General features: G+C 45.3%; 15 protein-coding genes and 1 tRNA gene. 12 read left to right on the plus strand and 4 right to left on the minus strand.

Annotation, left to right across the window (positions count from 1 at the left end):
- Window positions 1-99: 99 nt before the first annotated feature.
- The 7 genes from R7093_RS18365 (at window position 100) to rnd (ending at window position 7,592) form a co-directional block, all read left to right on the plus strand.
- Window positions 100-2,040, plus strand: a complete 1,941-nt coding sequence (locus tag R7093_RS18365; RefSeq protein WP_005382210.1) for an ATP-dependent DNA helicase — start codon at window positions 100-102, stop codon at window positions 2,038-2,040.
- Between the two features lie 29 nt (window positions 2,041-2,069).
- Window positions 2,070-2,771: a tRNA (adenosine(37)-N6)-threonylcarbamoyltransferase complex dimerization subunit type 1 TsaB gene (gene tsaB, locus R7093_RS18370; protein ID WP_017819943.1), complete on the plus strand. Its 702-nt coding sequence runs from the start codon at window positions 2,070-2,072 to the stop codon at window positions 2,769-2,771.
- 60 nt (window positions 2,772-2,831) lie between these two features.
- A complete protein-coding gene (locus R7093_RS18375) occupies window positions 2,832-3,137 on the plus strand; it encodes a hypothetical protein (RefSeq protein ID WP_017819942.1) in 306 nt (101 codons plus the stop codon).
- Between the two features lie 41 nt (window positions 3,138-3,178).
- Window positions 3,179-3,736 carry a Slp family lipoprotein gene (locus R7093_RS18380; protein WP_005382214.1) on the plus strand — a complete coding sequence of 186 codons (558 nt, stop codon included), beginning with the start codon at window positions 3,179-3,181 and terminating at the stop codon, window positions 3,734-3,736.
- A gap of 6 nt (window positions 3,737-3,742) precedes the next feature.
- Entirely contained in the window at window positions 3,743-4,597 is an 855-nt protein-coding gene (locus R7093_RS18385; protein WP_005382215.1) for an alpha/beta fold hydrolase, read from the plus strand.
- A 106-nt stretch (window positions 4,598-4,703) separates the two neighbouring features.
- Entirely contained in the window at window positions 4,704-6,395 is a 1,692-nt protein-coding gene (fadD, locus tag R7093_RS18390; protein ID WP_005382216.1) for a long-chain-fatty-acid--CoA ligase FadD, read from the plus strand.
- A gap of 78 nt (window positions 6,396-6,473) precedes the next feature.
- The gene (rnd, locus tag R7093_RS18395) at window positions 6,474-7,592 is read left to right on the plus strand and encodes a ribonuclease D (protein WP_031777213.1); all 1,119 of its coding nucleotides are present in this window, start codon (window positions 6,474-6,476) and stop codon (window positions 7,590-7,592) included.
- Window positions 7,593-7,669: 77 nt separating this feature from the next.
- Here rnd and minE read toward each other — a convergent pair whose 3' ends face one another.
- From minE to minC, 3 genes are read right to left on the minus strand one after another with little or no spacing between them, the layout of a single operon-like run.
- Window positions 7,670-7,933, minus strand: a complete 264-nt coding sequence (gene minE / locus R7093_RS18400) for a cell division topological specificity factor MinE (protein ID WP_005388332.1) — start codon at window positions 7,931-7,933, stop codon at window positions 7,670-7,672.
- Between the two features lie 2 nt (window positions 7,934-7,935).
- Entirely contained in the window at window positions 7,936-8,748 is an 813-nt protein-coding gene (minD, locus tag R7093_RS18405; RefSeq protein WP_005388331.1) for a septum site-determining protein MinD, read from the minus strand.
- A 17-nt stretch (window positions 8,749-8,765) separates the two neighbouring features.
- Window positions 8,766-9,428 (minus strand): septum site-determining protein MinC, encoded by a 663-nt coding sequence (gene minC / locus R7093_RS18410; RefSeq protein WP_005382304.1) that lies wholly within the window; start codon window positions 9,426-9,428, stop codon window positions 8,766-8,768.
- 197 nt (window positions 9,429-9,625) lie between these two features.
- Between minC and R7093_RS18415 the strand changes: the two genes are divergently transcribed.
- The 4 genes from R7093_RS18415 to R7093_RS18430 all read left to right on the plus strand — a co-directional run bounded on the left by R7093_RS18415 (window position 9,626) and on the right by R7093_RS18430 (window position 13,417).
- On the plus strand, window positions 9,626-9,907 hold the full coding sequence (locus R7093_RS18415; protein WP_005382303.1) for a YcgL domain-containing protein: 282 nt from the start codon (window positions 9,626-9,628) through the stop codon (window positions 9,905-9,907).
- 48 nt (window positions 9,908-9,955) lie between these two features.
- Window positions 9,956-10,927, plus strand: a complete 972-nt coding sequence (locus R7093_RS18420; protein WP_005388330.1) for a lytic transglycosylase domain-containing protein — start codon at window positions 9,956-9,958, stop codon at window positions 10,925-10,927.
- Between the two features lie 88 nt (window positions 10,928-11,015).
- Entirely contained in the window at window positions 11,016-11,960 is a 945-nt protein-coding gene (locus tag R7093_RS18425; protein WP_005382299.1) for a LysR family transcriptional regulator, read from the plus strand.
- A 257-nt stretch (window positions 11,961-12,217) separates the two neighbouring features.
- Window positions 12,218-13,417 carry a NupC/NupG family nucleoside CNT transporter gene (locus tag R7093_RS18430; RefSeq protein ID WP_005382298.1) on the plus strand — a complete coding sequence of 400 codons (1,200 nt, stop codon included), beginning with the start codon at window positions 12,218-12,220 and terminating at the stop codon, window positions 13,415-13,417.
- 68 nt (window positions 13,418-13,485) lie between these two features.
- On the opposite strand, the gene folD is transcribed toward R7093_RS18430, so the two are convergent.
- Window positions 13,486-14,346, minus strand: a complete 861-nt coding sequence (gene folD, locus R7093_RS18435) for a bifunctional methylenetetrahydrofolate dehydrogenase/methenyltetrahydrofolate cyclohydrolase FolD (protein WP_054702170.1) — start codon at window positions 14,344-14,346, stop codon at window positions 13,486-13,488.
- A 203-nt stretch (window positions 14,347-14,549) separates the two neighbouring features.
- Here folD and R7093_RS18440 point away from each other — a divergent pair.
- Window positions 14,550-14,626 (plus strand) — tRNA-Arg (locus tag R7093_RS18440).
- The last annotated feature ends 137 nt before the right edge of the window (window positions 14,627-14,763 follow it).

Below are 14,763 nucleotides of genomic sequence, written 5' to 3' on the forward strand. Positions count from 1 at the left end.
AAATATCCGCGTGTCGCCGCAAGCTGGTCAGATTGTGGGCTGATGTCACTCCTATTCCTCTGATATACTCTCGATAATTTTTCAAACTCAATACCAAGCATGATCGCAAAAACTTTTTCCTCTGATGGCGCGTTAGGTAAGGCCATTCCTGGCTTTCAAGCTCGTCAGCCACAAATCGATATGGCGGAAGCCGTCAGCAGTGCGATCAAAGATCAAACCCAGTTGGTGGTGGAGGCAGGAACCGGAACCGGTAAGACCTTCGCCTACTTAGTCCCTGCGCTGTTAAGCGGTAAAAAAGTGATCATCAGTACAGGCTCGAAAAACTTGCAAGAGCAGTTGTACCATCGTGACTTACCGCTCATGGTCAATGCGCTTGGTTTTTATGGCCAAGTGGCGTTATTAAAAGGGCGTTCTAATTATCTGTGTTTGGATCGTTTGAGCCGCCAAATGGTCGAAAGCCACACTAATGAATCTGACCCGACGTTATTAACTCAACTGGTTAAAGTGCGTGCTTGGTCATCAGAAACCAAAACAGGTGACCTTGGTGATTGTGATGATCTGCCAGAAGACAGCATGATCATTCCGACTATCACCTCAACCAATGATAACTGTTTAGGTAAAGAATGTCCGAGCTACACTGATTGCTTTGTATTGAAAGCGCGTAAGCGAGCCATGGATTCCGACATTGTTGTAGTGAACCATCACTTGTTTCTTGCTGATTTAGCGATCAAAGAAACAGGATTCGGTGAACTGATTCCAGAAGCCGATGTGTTTATTTTTGATGAAGCTCATCAGTTGCCAGATATTGCGAGCGAATATTTCGGCCAGTCAGTTTCAAGCCGCCAAATTCACGATCTTGCCAAAGACATTGAAATAGCCTATCGCACCGAAGCCAAAGATATGCGTCAATTGCAAAAAGTGGGCGACAAACTCATGCAAAGCGCAATGGACATGCGGATTGTATTGGGTGAGCCAGGCTTTCGTGGCAACTGGCGTGAGGCGTTGCAATCAGGTTCTATTAAGCGAGAATTATTGCGCTTAACTGACAGCCTCGAATTGGCGATTGATGTACTCAAAATAGCCTTAGGGCGCAGTCAATTACTGGATACCGCCTTTGAACGAGCCAATTTGATCAAAGGCCGTATCGACCGGGTATGTGATGTCGATATTACCGGTTACTCATACTGGTACGATACCTCGCCTCGTCATTTCGCTCTGCACATTACGCCTCTTTCTGTCGCGGACAAGTTCCATGAGCAAATAGAGATTAAACAAGGCGCTTGGATTTTCACGTCAGCAACCCTAGCCGTATCGGGCGATTTCAAGCACTTTACTGAGCGCCTTGGCCTCAAGCCTACAAAGCAATTTTCTCTGCCGTCCCCCTTTGATTATCAAAAGCAAGCGCGCCTTTGTGTGCCAAGGTATTTGCCAGAGCCAAACAGTAACGGCTTAGCGGATAAGTTAGTCCGAATGCTTGCTCCGGTGATTGAAGAAAATGATGGTCGCTGCTTCTTTTTATGTACCTCGCACAGCATGATGCGTGAACTAGGTGAGAAGTTCCGAGAAGTACTTGAGCTGCCTGTGTTAATGCAAGGGGAGATGAGTAAGCAGAAAACCTTGGCGGAGTTTATGGAACTGGGTAACGCTTTACTCGTGGCGACGGGCGCTTTCTGGGAAGGGATTGATGTTAGAGGTGATGCGCTGAGCTGTGTTATTATCGACAAATTACCGTTTACCGCCCCTGACGATCCGTTACTCAAAGCCCGTATCGAGGATTGTCGATTACGTGGCGGTGAACCATTTGCTGAAGTACAAATCCCGGATGCAGTGATTACGTTAAAGCAGGGAGTCGGGCGATTAATTCGAGATCAGAAGGATCACGGTGCGTTGATCATTTGTGATAATCGCCTCGTCACGCGAGACTATGGTGGTATTTTCCTCGGAAGTCTACCACCTATCCCAAGGACGCGAGACTTAGATGGAATCAAAGCATTCCTGAAAGCAGAACAATCTGTCACAGACGCAAGTGCTGAGGCATAACCCAATAAATGAGAGTTGTAGAGAGTTAAATGAGCGCAAAAATTCTTGCTATCGATACAGCGACTGAAAACTGTTCAGTTGCGTTGTTGGCTAATGATCAAGTGATTTCACGTAGCGCGGTTGCACCACGCGATCACACCAAAAAAGTACTGCCAATGGTTGATGAAGTACTCAAAGAAGCTGGCCTGACTCTACAAGAGCTGGATGCGTTAGCGTTTGGACGTGGTCCAGGTAGCTTTACTGGCGTTCGTATCGGTATTGGTATCGCACAAGGTTTGGCGTTCGGTGCTGACTTACCTATGATCGGCGTTTCAACGCTGGCTGCAATGGCTCAAGGTAGCTATCGCTTACATGGTGTGACCGATGTCGCTGTGGCTATTGACGCACGTATGGGTGAAGTTTACTGGGCACGTTACACTCGCCAAGCAAACGGTGAGTGGGCAGAGATGGATGCAGAGTGCGTAATTCCACCAGCACGTCTCGTTGAAGAAGCACAAGCAGACGACAAAACGTGGACGACAGCAGGTACTGGTTGGGATGCTTACCAAGAAGTATTAGCAGACCTACCGTTTAATTTGACGCATAGTGACGTTCTGTACCCTGATTCACAAGACATCGTGATTCTTGCTGAACAAGAATTTAAAAAGGGTAATACCGTGCCGGTCGAAGATTCGAGCCCTGTTTATTTACGTGATAATGTGACATGGAAAAAACTTCCTGGTCGCGAATAGTCCGTTTTTCATTAACCTGACAAAAAGCAGGGCGTTTGCCCTGTATTTTTATGGAGTGCTATGGCGTCGATTAATGGCTTGCCTCCTTCTTTGATTCCCGGTGCAAATCGCACTCATAAAGCCAGTCAAAAGAAGCAGGTAAATAAATCACAAACAAAGCAGCCTGTAGGTCAGCCTTCAAAGGTTGCTAACGCCGTGGCGCACTCCATAAAACACGTGGATGAGTCCCAAATTCACCGAGCTCAAGTGCAATATGACCTTCCTGAAGGGGGCGCACGTAAAGCAATGGAGCAGTACATGGATGTCATGAATCGAGCTAAAAAAGAGGAACTGGCTCAATTACTTGGTGTCGATATTTACGTGTGAGATCTCCCCAGCTTGGGGTTACTAATATTGAAAGGTGGTTTATGAAGGTTTTTGGACGGTTTTTTCTCGCATTATTTGCTACGGTTGGTTTGTCTGCGTGTAGCTCTTTGCCAGAGGAGCTAAATGCAAGCACAGAATTGGTCGTTACAGACTATAAAGCGTTTGCTGAGTCTCAGGGGCAAGTGAGTGAAGATGTTCGCCTTGGTGGAATCATCGCTAAAGTGGATAACTTTAAAGATAAAACGCGTCTAGAGATTGTAAACCTTCCTATCAGTAAGTCTGGTAAACCTGATATTGATGAAGAGCCTACGGGGCGTTTTGTCGCCTATTTTGATGGCTATTTAGAGCCTGTCGCCTTTAGTGAAGGCCGTTTGGTGACGGTTGTAGGCAAAGGAGCAGGGGAAGAAGAAGGAAAGATCGGTGAGCACGGTTACATCTTCCCAGTAATTAAGGGGGAAGGGTACCGTTTATGGAAAATTGAAGAACGTGTACGCATGTATGACTCGCCAACCTACTTTTACCCATGTTACTCGATTAACTGCCGCATGTGGCGTAATGATTTCCCGCAAGACGGTAAAGTGATAAAACAGGTCAAATAATCTGCGATGCATGAGCGTCAATTCGAGCTTCCTGCCGGCAAAATGGCAGCCCTTGAGATAGGGAACGAGAAAACGGCTGACTTGTCAGTCGTTTTTCTTCATGGGTGGTTAGATAATGCGGGCAGCTTTAAAGCGCTCATGGAGCAGTTGAATCAACTTAATCCTCACTTACACCTCCTCGCCATCGATCATTTTGGTCACGGTTTATCGAGTCATAAATCTCACGATAATTATTACCCCTTTCACGACTATATTGCCGATTTGTATCAGTTTTTGGACGAATTATCACCAAACAGACTGATATTAGTAGGGCATTCACTTGGTGCTTTAATCGCAAGTTGCTATAGTGCAGCGTTTCCAGAGCAGGTCGAAGCTCTTGTGCAAATTGAGGGAGCAGGACCTCTTCATGAGGATCCTACTAACAGTTTGCCTCGTCTTCGCGATGGCGTTTTAAGTCGAATAAGACAGCAAAACAAGCCAGAGCGAGCCATTGCCTCCTTCGATCTGGCGTTAAAATTACGCATGCAAGCCAACCAATTAACCGCTGAGCAACTTCTACCGATAGTCGAGCGTGGAACAGAGCAGCGAGGAGATAAATGGTATTGGCGGCATGACGCCAAGTTAAAATGTGCGTCGCTTTACCGAATGGCGCAAGCGCATGCTAACTCGATTACCAGCCAAATACGTTGTCCTCATTTGATTGTATTAGGCGATCAAGGATTTCAGAATTTACCATCTAACCAAGCTGATTGGGGAGAGAACCCACCGCAAGTGGTTTCTGTCAAGGGTGGTCATCACTGTCATTTAGAGCAAATACTCGAGGTCGCAACGCGAATTCTTGGTGTAGTTAACAAAATTTAAACAAGTGTTTGAGAGTTGCGTGCTCAAGCACGTTCGCTGTGCTGTAATAGCTTTCAAAATAAAAAGGACGCTATTTTTTAGCCAGTTATAAACGAGGAGTAACATCGTGGATAAACCATGGCTTTCACGTTATCCAAGTGACGTACCTGAAACCATTAATCCAGAGCAATATGAGTCTTTGGTAGAAATGTTTGAACAGTCTGTACAAAAATATGCAGACCAACCAGCATTCATGAACATGGGCTCGGTTATGACCTTCCGTAAATTGGAAGAGCGTAGTCGCGCATTCGCAGCGTATCTGCAAAACGAGTTAAAACTGCAAAAGGGTGACCGTGTTGCTCTGATGATGCCAAACCTACTGCAATACCCAGTGGCGTTGTTTGGTATTTTGCGTGCAGGTTGTATCGCCGTAAACGTTAACCCACTTTACACTCCTCGTGAACTTGAACACCAATTGAATGACTCAGGTGCGACGACGATTGTGATTGTGTCTAACTTTGCGAATACGTTAGAACAAATTGTCGATAAAACACCAGTCAAACACGTAGTGTTAACCAGTCTTGGTCAAATGCTGCCACGAGCGAAAGGTACGATTGTCGATTTTGTCGTGAAGTACGTTAAGGGCATGGTGCCTAAGTACGATTTACCTGGTGCAATCTCAATGCGTCAGGCTCTACGTAAAGGTCGTCGTCTACAATACGTTAAACCGTTTATGTCTGGGGATGACATTGCATTCCTGCAATATACGGGGGGGACGACAGGTGTCGCGAAAGGCGCGATTCTGACTCACCGCAACATGATTGCGAACGTTCTACAGGCAAAAGGCGCGTACGGACCGGTTTTATCTCCGGGGCGTGAATTAGTCGTAACAGCATTACCGCTGTATCACGTATTTGCTCTTACCGTAAACTGTCTGCTGTTTGTCGAAATGGGTGGTCGTAACTTACTTATTACCAACCCTAGAGATATTCCAGGGTTCGTGAAAGAGCTACAAAAGCATCCGTTTACTGCGATTACGGGCGTGAATACCTTATTTAATGCATTGGTCAACAATGAAGATTTCCACGAGTTGGATTTCAGTAATCTACGTTTAGCCGTTGGCGGCGGCATGGCAGTGCAGCGCTCAGTGGCAGAAAGATGGCAAAAGACCACGGGTTGCTATTTGCTCGAAGGTTACGGTCTAACAGAGTGTTCTCCGTTGGTGGCGGCATATCCGCATGATCTTGTTGAATACAATGGCTCTATTGGTCTGCCGGTACCATCAACAGAAGTTCGTATCGTGGACGAAGAAGGCAACGCTCTTGCGAATACTGAAACTGGTGAACTTCAAGTTCGTGGTCCTCAGGTTATGCAAGGTTACTGGCAACGACCTGAAGCAACGAAAGATACGATTAACGAAGACGGCTGGCTATCAACTGGCGACATCGTTAAGTTCGATGACGAAGGCTTCCTGCATATCGTTGACCGTAAGAAAGACATGATCTTAGTATCAGGCTTTAATGTTTACCCGAACGAAATTGAAGACGTTGTAGCACTACACGGCAAAGTACTTGAAGTTGCTGCTATTGGTCAGCCGCATGAAGTGTCTGGTGAATTAGTGAAGATTTATGTCGTGAAACGTGATCCGAGCTTGACCAAAGACGAAGTGATCGCGCATTGTCGAGAACACTTAACTGGCTACAAAGTTCCGAAGTTGGTTGAGTTCCGCGAAGACTTACCTAAAACCAATGTCGGTAAGATCTTGCGTCGTGTTTTACGCGAAGAGAATGACGCTGAACTTGCGAAGAAAAGCGCATAAGCCGATTTCGTCGAGTCGAGAGATTTAAAAAATGATAGAATGCCAGCGTTTTGCTGGCATTTTTATAGCGAGAAGTATGTGAACTATCAAATTATTACTAAAAACAAAGACCTAGAAGAGGTTTGCACTCATGCCCGAGAGGCAGACGTAGTGATGCTGGATACCGAATTCGTTCGTATTCGCACTTTCTACCCGCAGTTAGGTCTGATTCAGCTTTTCGATGGTAATCGCCTCTCGCTGATTGATCCGACTGAATTAACGGATATGACGCCGTTTGTAGCGCTATTAAAAGATACTTCTGTGCTAAAAGTGCTGCACGCATGTGGTGAAGATTTAGAAGTTTTCCAAAACGCTTTTGGTTGTACACCATTCCCTATGGTGGATACGCAGCTGATGGCCGCTTTTCTCGGTCACGGCCTATCGACAGGCTTCGCATCGCTGGTGGAAGAATATTTAGGCGTAGAGCTCGACAAAAGTGAATCACGTACCGACTGGATGGCTCGTCCACTGACACAAAAGCAATTAGATTATGCTGCCGCAGATGTTCATTACTTGTTACCGTTATACGAAAAGCTGTTCGATAAGGTGACGCAAGCAGGTTGGTGGGAAGCTGTACAGCAAGAAAGTGATTTACTCGTTTCGAAACGTATTCGCGTAACCAATGAAGAGAATGCCTACCTTGATATTAAGGGCGCTTGGCAATTAAAACCTTCTGAGCTGGCGATTTTAAAGCCATTGGCGACGTGGCGTTATCGTGAAGCAATCAAACGAGATTTAGCGCTGAACTTTATCTTCAAAGAAGGTGATCTATTAACGGTCGCTCGTCTTGGTTTAACGAACTTTAAGAAGATGGAAGCAGAAGATATTGATATCCGAGCGATTAACCGCCATGGCGCGAAGATTGCCGCGATTGTTAAACAAGCGAAGCAAACACCTTCTGAAGAGTATCCTGCGAAAATTGAGCGTTTAATGGACTATCCGGGTTACAAGCAGGTCTTCAAAAATATGAAAGACTTGGTGAAATCGGCTTCGCAGAAGTCTGGTTTAGCCACGGAGTTCCTTGCCTCTAAAAAGCAGATCAATCAGTTGATCAGTTGGGTTTGGAAAAAAGATCGTGACCCAGAAGTGTTGCCTGATTTGATGCAAGGGTGGCGTTTGGATTTACTCGGCGACAAGATGAACAAAGCATTAAAGTAATGAAAGATGAAAAAGGTTGGCCTCGATGCCAACCTTTTTCGTTCTAATTAGAGCATTCGTCTGGCGAGAGAAACTGATTACTTTTCTTCGTCTGGTAGCTTCACATTTAGCTCAAGAACTGAGATATCGTCGTCTTTGTGCTCAAATGTTAAGTCAACCATATTTGGATCAATTGCCACGTACTTGCTGATCACCTTCAAGATGTCTTCTTTTAATTGAGGCAAGTAAGACGGCGCAGGATCATTTTGGCTGCGGCGCTCTGCGACAATGATTTGCAAACGCTCTTTAGCTAGATTCGCAGAAGTTTTCTTCTGTGGACGGAAAAATTCTAATAATGACATGTCTAGCCTCCAAAGAGTCGTTTAAAGAGTCCTTTCTTCTCCTCAGTAAGGAAACGAAATTCAACCTGATTGCCTAATAAGCGATCAACGGTGTCAGAATAAGCCATACCCGCATCGGTGTTATCGTCAAAAGTGACTGGCACACCTTTGTTTGACGCGTTAAGCACGGCTTGGCTTTCTGGAATCACGCCCAGTAGTGGAATATGTAAGATCTCCTCAACGTCTTCAACGCTTAGCATTTCGCCTTGAGTGACGCGAGATGGGTTGTAGCGAGTCAGTAACAGATGCTGTTTTACTGGCTCTAGCCCTTGTTCTGCACGCAGTGACTTAGAATCTAAAATACCGAGAATGCGGTCAGAGTCACGCACAGAAGAGACTTCTGGGTTCGTTGTGACAATGGCTTCATCGGCATAGTACAAGGCCATTAACGCGCCTTGCTCTATACCTGCTGGTGAATCACAAATAATGAAATCAAAGCCCATTTCATCAAGTTCGCCGAATACGCGCTGAACACCATCTTTTGTCAGTGCGTCTTTATCACGAGTTTGAGAAGCAGGAAGAATAAATAGGTTGTCCGTGCGCTTATCTTTGATCAGCGCTTGGTTTAATGTCGCTTCGCCGTTAATGACGTTTACAAAGTCATACACGACGCGGCGCTCACAGCCCATGATTAGATCGAGGTTACGCAAACCGATGTCAAAATCGATCACCGCGGTCTTTTTTCCCTTAAGAGCTAGACCAGAGGCGATGGCTGCGCTTGAAGTGGTTTTACCAACGCCACCTTTACCAGACGTTACTACAATAATGCGTGCCATTTTTTTTCCTTTTTAGATTAAATCGCGAGAACTTCTAAATGTAATGATTCATCGGCTTTACTGATCATTACTTTCTTTTGCCAGTACTCGCTTTCAATTTGATCGCTTAACCAGTAGTCACCCGCAATGGATACCAGTTCTGCTTGTAAATCGTGGCAAATAATACGCGCTTCCTGCTGACCACTTGCTCCTGCAATCGCACGACCTCGAAGTGTGCCATGGATATGAATAGAGCCGTCAGCAATGACTTCAGCACCTGCACTTACGTGCGCTAGCACCACCAAATCACCATCTTTTGCGTAGATCTGTTGTCCTGAGCGGACAGGCGTACGAACTACTTTCGTTGGTGCCATTTTGGCAGGTGCTTGGCTTGGCGATTTGCTCGCCGACATAATGGCGAAGCCAGCTTCGGAAGCAAGGTTTTGTACACGCTTGTCTTTACAGCCCGTTACACCGACCGGAATAAAACCGGCATCTGAGATGCCTTGTTTAAGCTTAGGGAAATCAATGTCGCCTTGTACTTTTGCTATATTGATTACCAAAGGCGCGGATGCAAAAAAAGAAGGTGCTTGAGAAACTTTTTCTTGCAAAAATTCGACAGTCTTTGCGATCTCATTGTCAGAAAGGTGTAAAACTGACAATGTAAAACTGCTACCTTTAAGGTCTGGTGAATGGGTCATCGTGGACTTCTTGCCTTTATTGAAAGAGCGTTGCCTTAAACTAGGTATGTCATGTTATATTTCATCCTTTGACGCAGCAAGTTCTCTCGTGGGCAAATAGGTGAATTAATCTCAAATTTGCTATTAAGTTTGCGAGAATTTGACGTTTTCAACCTAATCCGCACTCAACGCGGCTAAATCAGCATAAAAGGCGTGTCATGCTTTGTTCTATTTATAAAAGCTCGAAAAAAGAAGGTACTTATCTCTATATTCCGAAAAAGGATGATTTTTCACAGGTTCCTGACACCTTAATGCAGATGTTCGGTAAGCCTATCGCTGTCATGACGATTAAACTTGATGGCCGTAAATTGGCACAAGTTGATATCGAAAAAGTGAAGGCTTCATTACAAAATGATGGCTTCTTTCTTCAGGTTCCACCGCCGCCGGAGAACCTATTAGAAAAGTACAAAGAACAAAAAGCCCAGCAGAAAGGCGAATAACGTCATCGTTTTTCATCTGGGATTTCTGCCTTGCTCAAGGAGGGCAATATGAAAAAGATACTGGCTACCATGCTTAGCGTTGGTATGTGTACCTCGGCTTTTGCAAGTAGCGAGGGTTTTGATGAATACTTGAATAAGCTGCGTGCTGAAGCTCGTGATAAAGGTATCTCAGAGCAGGTCATTAGTGCTGCTTTTGCTAATGTTGAGTACAAGCCCCGAGCAGTAAAAGCGGACCGAAACCAACCAGAAAAGAAACTGACATTGGATGAGTACATTCCTCGCGCGGTGCCTGAATGGAAGGTGAAGCAAGCCAGACAACTCTACAAAGAGCATTACACCGAGCTAAAGCGTATAGGCGATGAGTACGGTGTCCACCCGCGCTTTATTGTGGCACTTTGGGGAGTTGAAAGTAACTTTGGTAAGTTTACCGGCAACTTTAAAGTGATTGATGCACTATCCACAATGGCATTTGAAGGCCGTCGTGAAGAGTTTTTCCGTAAAGAGACTATGTCGGCACTGCAGATCCTCGATCAAGGCCATATTGAGCTAGAGAACTTTAAAGGCTCATGGGCTGGTGCGATGGGTCAATGCCAGTTTATGCCAAGCTCTTTCCTTCGTTTTGCTGCTGACGGCAACGGGGATGGTAAAAAAGACATATGGCAATCTGAAGCGGACGTGTTTGCATCAACCGCTAACTATTTGAGCAAGTCTGGTTGGGATGATAAATATACTTGGGGTCGCCAAGTTAAGGTTCCTAAAAATATTGATCGCAGTCTAGAAGGGCGCACGGCTGAAAAAGGCAAATACCTTCAAGAGTGGAGCCAATTAGGTATCACAAAATATGACGGTAGCCCGTTGCCAAAACTGGATGAAGACATCAAAGCATGGTTGATCATGCCGGACGACGAGAATGGTCGTACGTATCTGGTTTACAATAACTACAACGTATTGATGAAGTGGAACCGCTCTTACTACTTCGCACTTGCTGTGAGTCACTTGGCTGACCGCATTAAATACTGATCTGCCATCAAACAATTTGGCATTCAGTCTTCAATACAAGGGCTCTTCGGAGCCCTTTGTTTTTTCTATAACCAAATCGAGGTAAAGCGTGTTATCTGAACGTGCCGCACAAATGGTGATTTTCTCCGCTCTTCTTAAACACAAAAGCTTCACAGCTGCTGCAAAGAGCTTAGGCGTGTCGGTGTCTCATGTGAGCAAACAGTTGAGTCAGTTAGAAGCGTCTCTTGGTATCAAGCTTGTTCAACGCACTACGCGAAGCTTTACGCCGACTGAGGCAGGGAAAACCTTTTTTCATCACTGTGAGCAAGTGGTACAAGCGGTGAGCAGCGCCACATTAGAGATGGAAACCCAGCGGGATGAAGTAGCAGGTTTGGTACGTCTTGGGTTGTCGCAATCATTTGGTACCTTACACATTATTCCAGCGATTCAAGAGTTACGCGAACTGTATCCTCAACTTCAAGTGGAAGTACATCTGTTTGACTATAAGGTCGATATGTTAGCCGAAGGGCTCGATTTATGGGTAACCAACAACGAGCATTTGCCTGAAGGTTACATTGCGCAGCGTTTGACGGATTGCCAGTTTGTTGTTGCGGCATCGCCAGATTACTTATTGAAACATGACACGCCAGCAGAACCGGATGACCTATCTGCTCACAACTGCCTCATATACAGAAGCTGGGAGCGTGACTATACGGGGTGGGCGTTTACCAAAGATCAGCAAGAATTGAATGTAAAAGTCTCGGGTAACTATTCAGTGGATCTGGCAGAAGCCGTTCGGGATGCGGCTATTGCAGGTTGGGGTATTGCCTACCTTGCCACTTACTTGCTGGGGGATGAGTTTAGAACGGGTAAGTTAATACAGCTGTTACCTGACTGGAAAGCCAGCCAGTCGATGCCGTTTTATGCGGTATACCCAAGCCGCCAGCATATGCCAAAAAAAATATCCGCAGTGATTAACTTTATCAAACAGAAGATCGGCAACCCTTGTCATTGGGACCAACGTTTGGCGCCTTACATCTCTATTCCTAAATAACAGGATCAATGACGTTGTAGAACGACACATAAGGTGATTCACTTCACAAAAATTTTTCCTGAACCAGAAACATATTTTCCATATGGAAATAATTAAAATAAGCAAACGTTTATCTTTAATAAATTCAATTGGTTATTTTGTTGGTCAGTTATTGGTCGCTTAAACTTTTCACACTGTTAACATCCTCAACTTGCAGCATTTTGAGTCCGCTATACAATCCGGTGCCTTCCATATCCCCCTTCTGTCGGATTCATTTTATGAACTCAATTATTGGTATCGTAGCCATACTATTCCTAGCATGGCTACTTTCTACAAATAGAAAAAATATAAAGCTGAGAACAGTGTCGTTTGCGTTTGCTTTGCAGGTACTGTTTGCGTTGTTGGTTTTATATGTACCAGCAGGACGAGATGCGCTGAATTCAGTGAGCAGTGTTGTGTCGAATTTGATCAACTATGGTCAAGAGGGCATTGCGTTTTTATTCGGTAATTTGGCGACAGGGGGCTTCACCTTTGCGATCAATGTTCTGGGTATCATCGTTTTCTTCTCCTCTCTTATCTCAGGTCTTTATCACATTGGTGTGATGCCAAAAATCATTAACTTTATCGGTGGTGGTATTCAAAAGCTGCTGGGTATCGGTCGTGCTGAGTCTTTGTCTGCTACGGCGAATATCTTTGTTGGCACCATTGAAGCACCATTAATGGTAAAGCCTTACCTAAAACACATGACTGACTCGCAGTTCTTTGCAGTTATGACAGGTGGTTTAGCGTCAGTTGCTGGCGGAACGTTGGTTGGTTACGCATCACTGGGTGTCGACCTCAACTATCTTATTGCTGCTGCATTTATGTCTGCACCTGCCGGCTTGTTGATGGCAAAAATTTTAATGCCAGAAGATACGGATAAAGCAGCAGATATCGACATTAGCCAAGTTGAAATTCCACGTGCAACCAACGTAGTAGAAGCATTAGCCGATGGTGCCATGGCGGGAGTACGCATTGCTGTATCGGTCGGTGGTACGTTACTGGCATTTATCAGTGTCATTGCAATGCTAAACGGCATGTTAGGCTGGATAGGTGATCTTATTGGGACCCCCTTAAGTTTTGAGCTAATCCTAGGTTTTGTGTTTGCGCCAGTCGCTTGGTTGTTGGGTATACCATGGCAAGAAGCAACCACAGCAGGATCGCTGATTGGTAACAAGATTGTGGTGAATGAGTTCGTCGCTTTCATCCAGCTTGCAGAAGTGAAGTCTCAACTTAGTGAACACTCACAAGCAATCGTGACGTTTGCTTTGTGTGGCTTTGCAAATATCTCAAGCATGGCGATGCTGATTGGTGGGTTGGGCTCTTTGGTACCAGAAAAGCGTGCATTTGTTTCTAAGCATGGTTTCCGTGCGATTATCGCTGGTGTCATGGCGAACTTAATGAGCGCTTCGATTGCGGGCGTGATTTTAAGTCTGTAATTGAAATAGATATCAACAATTAGCAAAAAGGCTCCTTGCGGAGCCTTTTTCGTATCTGAAGTTTTACGTTATTTGTCTGTGTGGAACTGTTCGCAAGCGAGCATCGTGTTCTCAATTAAACTTGCGACGGTCATTGGGCCAACGCCACCAGGAACAGGAGTAATAAAGCTCGCACTTTCACGTGCTTTGTCGTATTCCACGTCGCCAACTAGTTTGCCTGAGTCAAGACGGTTAATACCGACATCGACCACCACTGCGCCTTTTTTAATCCACTCACCAGGGATGAAGTTAGGCTTACCAACCGCAACCACGACAACGTCAGCTTGACGCACATGACTCTCTAGGTCTTTGGTAAAACGGTGACATGTTGTTGTTGTGCAGCCCGCAAGCAGCAGCTCAAGTGTCATTGGACGACCAACAATGTTTGATGCGCCAACCACAACCGCATGTTTACCACGTAGCTCAATGTTGTAACGGTCGAGTAGGGTAATGATGCCCTTTGGCGTGCAAGAGCGAAGCTTTGGAATACGTTGCGCAAGACGGCCAACGTTATAAGGGTGGAAGCCATCCACGTCCTTCTCTGGGTGAATGCGCTCTAAAACATGTGTTGTGTTTATACCTGCAGGAAGGGGTAATTGCACTAGAATGCCGTCAATTTCATCATCATTGTTTAATTCATCAATCAGCGCTAGTAACTCTTCTTCTGAGCTAGACGCAGGAAGGTCAAAAGACTTAGAAACAAACCCAACTTCTTCACATGCGCGGCGTTTGCTACCGACATAAACCTGAGAAGCAGGATCTTCACCAACTAGAACCACTGCTAAACCAGGAGCACGTAGCCCAGCTTCAACACGTGCTTTAACACGTGCAGCCACTTCGGATCGAACAGTTTGGGAAATGAGAGTTCCGTCTATATTTTGAGCAGTCATGACTTTCCTTATAAATTAAGAAGGCAGATTATCTGCGGCGCATTGTCGCAGAATTTCTTATCAACATCCATACGCAAACGTTTGCTTTGTGGTGTTTTTGAACATTAAGCGTTTTAATGGACTTTTTTTAGGCATTCAGATCAGAATGTTATGAAAACCCGTTGATTTACCCGTTTGAACTCGTATAATCCTGTCCCTGTAGCGCGCCCTTAGCTCAGCTGGATAGAGCACGTCCCTTCTAAGGATGTGGTCATTGGTTCGAATCCAATAGGGCGTGCCATTTATTCAAAAGCCCCGATAACTCTTTGAGTTGTCGGGGCTTTGTCGTTTTTAGGTTTTTGGCTGTAATTGCCACTCTATCTACAACTTTTGAATGGCATTCTAGTCATTGCAATTTCTAGCAATCTGGATAGCCAC

Source organism: Vibrio sp. 1580 (genome assembly GCF_033340055.1).

Excerpts from the sequence above, each read along its gene's own strand:
- R7093_RS18380 (WP_005382214.1), top strand. The coding sequence starts at position 3,179 with ATGAAGGTTTTTGGACGGTTTTTTCTCGCATTATTTGCTACGGTTGGT.
- R7093_RS18420 (WP_005388330.1), top strand. The coding sequence starts at position 9,956 with ATGAAAAAGATACTGGCTACCATGCTTAGCGTTGGTATGTGTACCTCG.
- tsaB (WP_017819943.1), top strand. The coding sequence starts at position 2,070 with ATGAGCGCAAAAATTCTTGCTATCGATACAGCGACTGAAAACTGTTCA.
- R7093_RS18415 (WP_005382303.1), top strand. The coding sequence starts at position 9,626 with ATGCTTTGTTCTATTTATAAAAGCTCGAAAAAAGAAGGTACTTATCTC.
- minD (WP_005388331.1), bottom strand. The coding sequence starts at position 8,748 with ATGGCACGCATTATTGTAGTAACGTCTGGTAAAGGTGGCGTTGGTAAA.
- R7093_RS18385 (WP_005382215.1), top strand. The coding sequence starts at position 3,743 with ATGCATGAGCGTCAATTCGAGCTTCCTGCCGGCAAAATGGCAGCCCTT.
- folD (WP_054702170.1), bottom strand. The coding sequence starts at position 14,346 with ATGACTGCTCAAAATATAGACGGAACTCTCATTTCCCAAACTGTTCGA.
- R7093_RS18365 (WP_005382210.1), top strand. The coding sequence starts at position 100 with ATGATCGCAAAAACTTTTTCCTCTGATGGCGCGTTAGGTAAGGCCATT.
- R7093_RS18430 (WP_005382298.1), top strand. The coding sequence starts at position 12,218 with ATGAACTCAATTATTGGTATCGTAGCCATACTATTCCTAGCATGGCTA.
- minE (WP_005388332.1), bottom strand. The coding sequence starts at position 7,933 with ATGTCATTATTAGAATTTTTCCGTCCACAGAAGAAAACTTCTGCGAAT.
- minC (WP_005382304.1), bottom strand. The coding sequence starts at position 9,428 with ATGACCCATTCACCAGACCTTAAAGGTAGCAGTTTTACATTGTCAGTT.
- R7093_RS18375 (WP_017819942.1), top strand. The coding sequence starts at position 2,832 with ATGGCGTCGATTAATGGCTTGCCTCCTTCTTTGATTCCCGGTGCAAAT.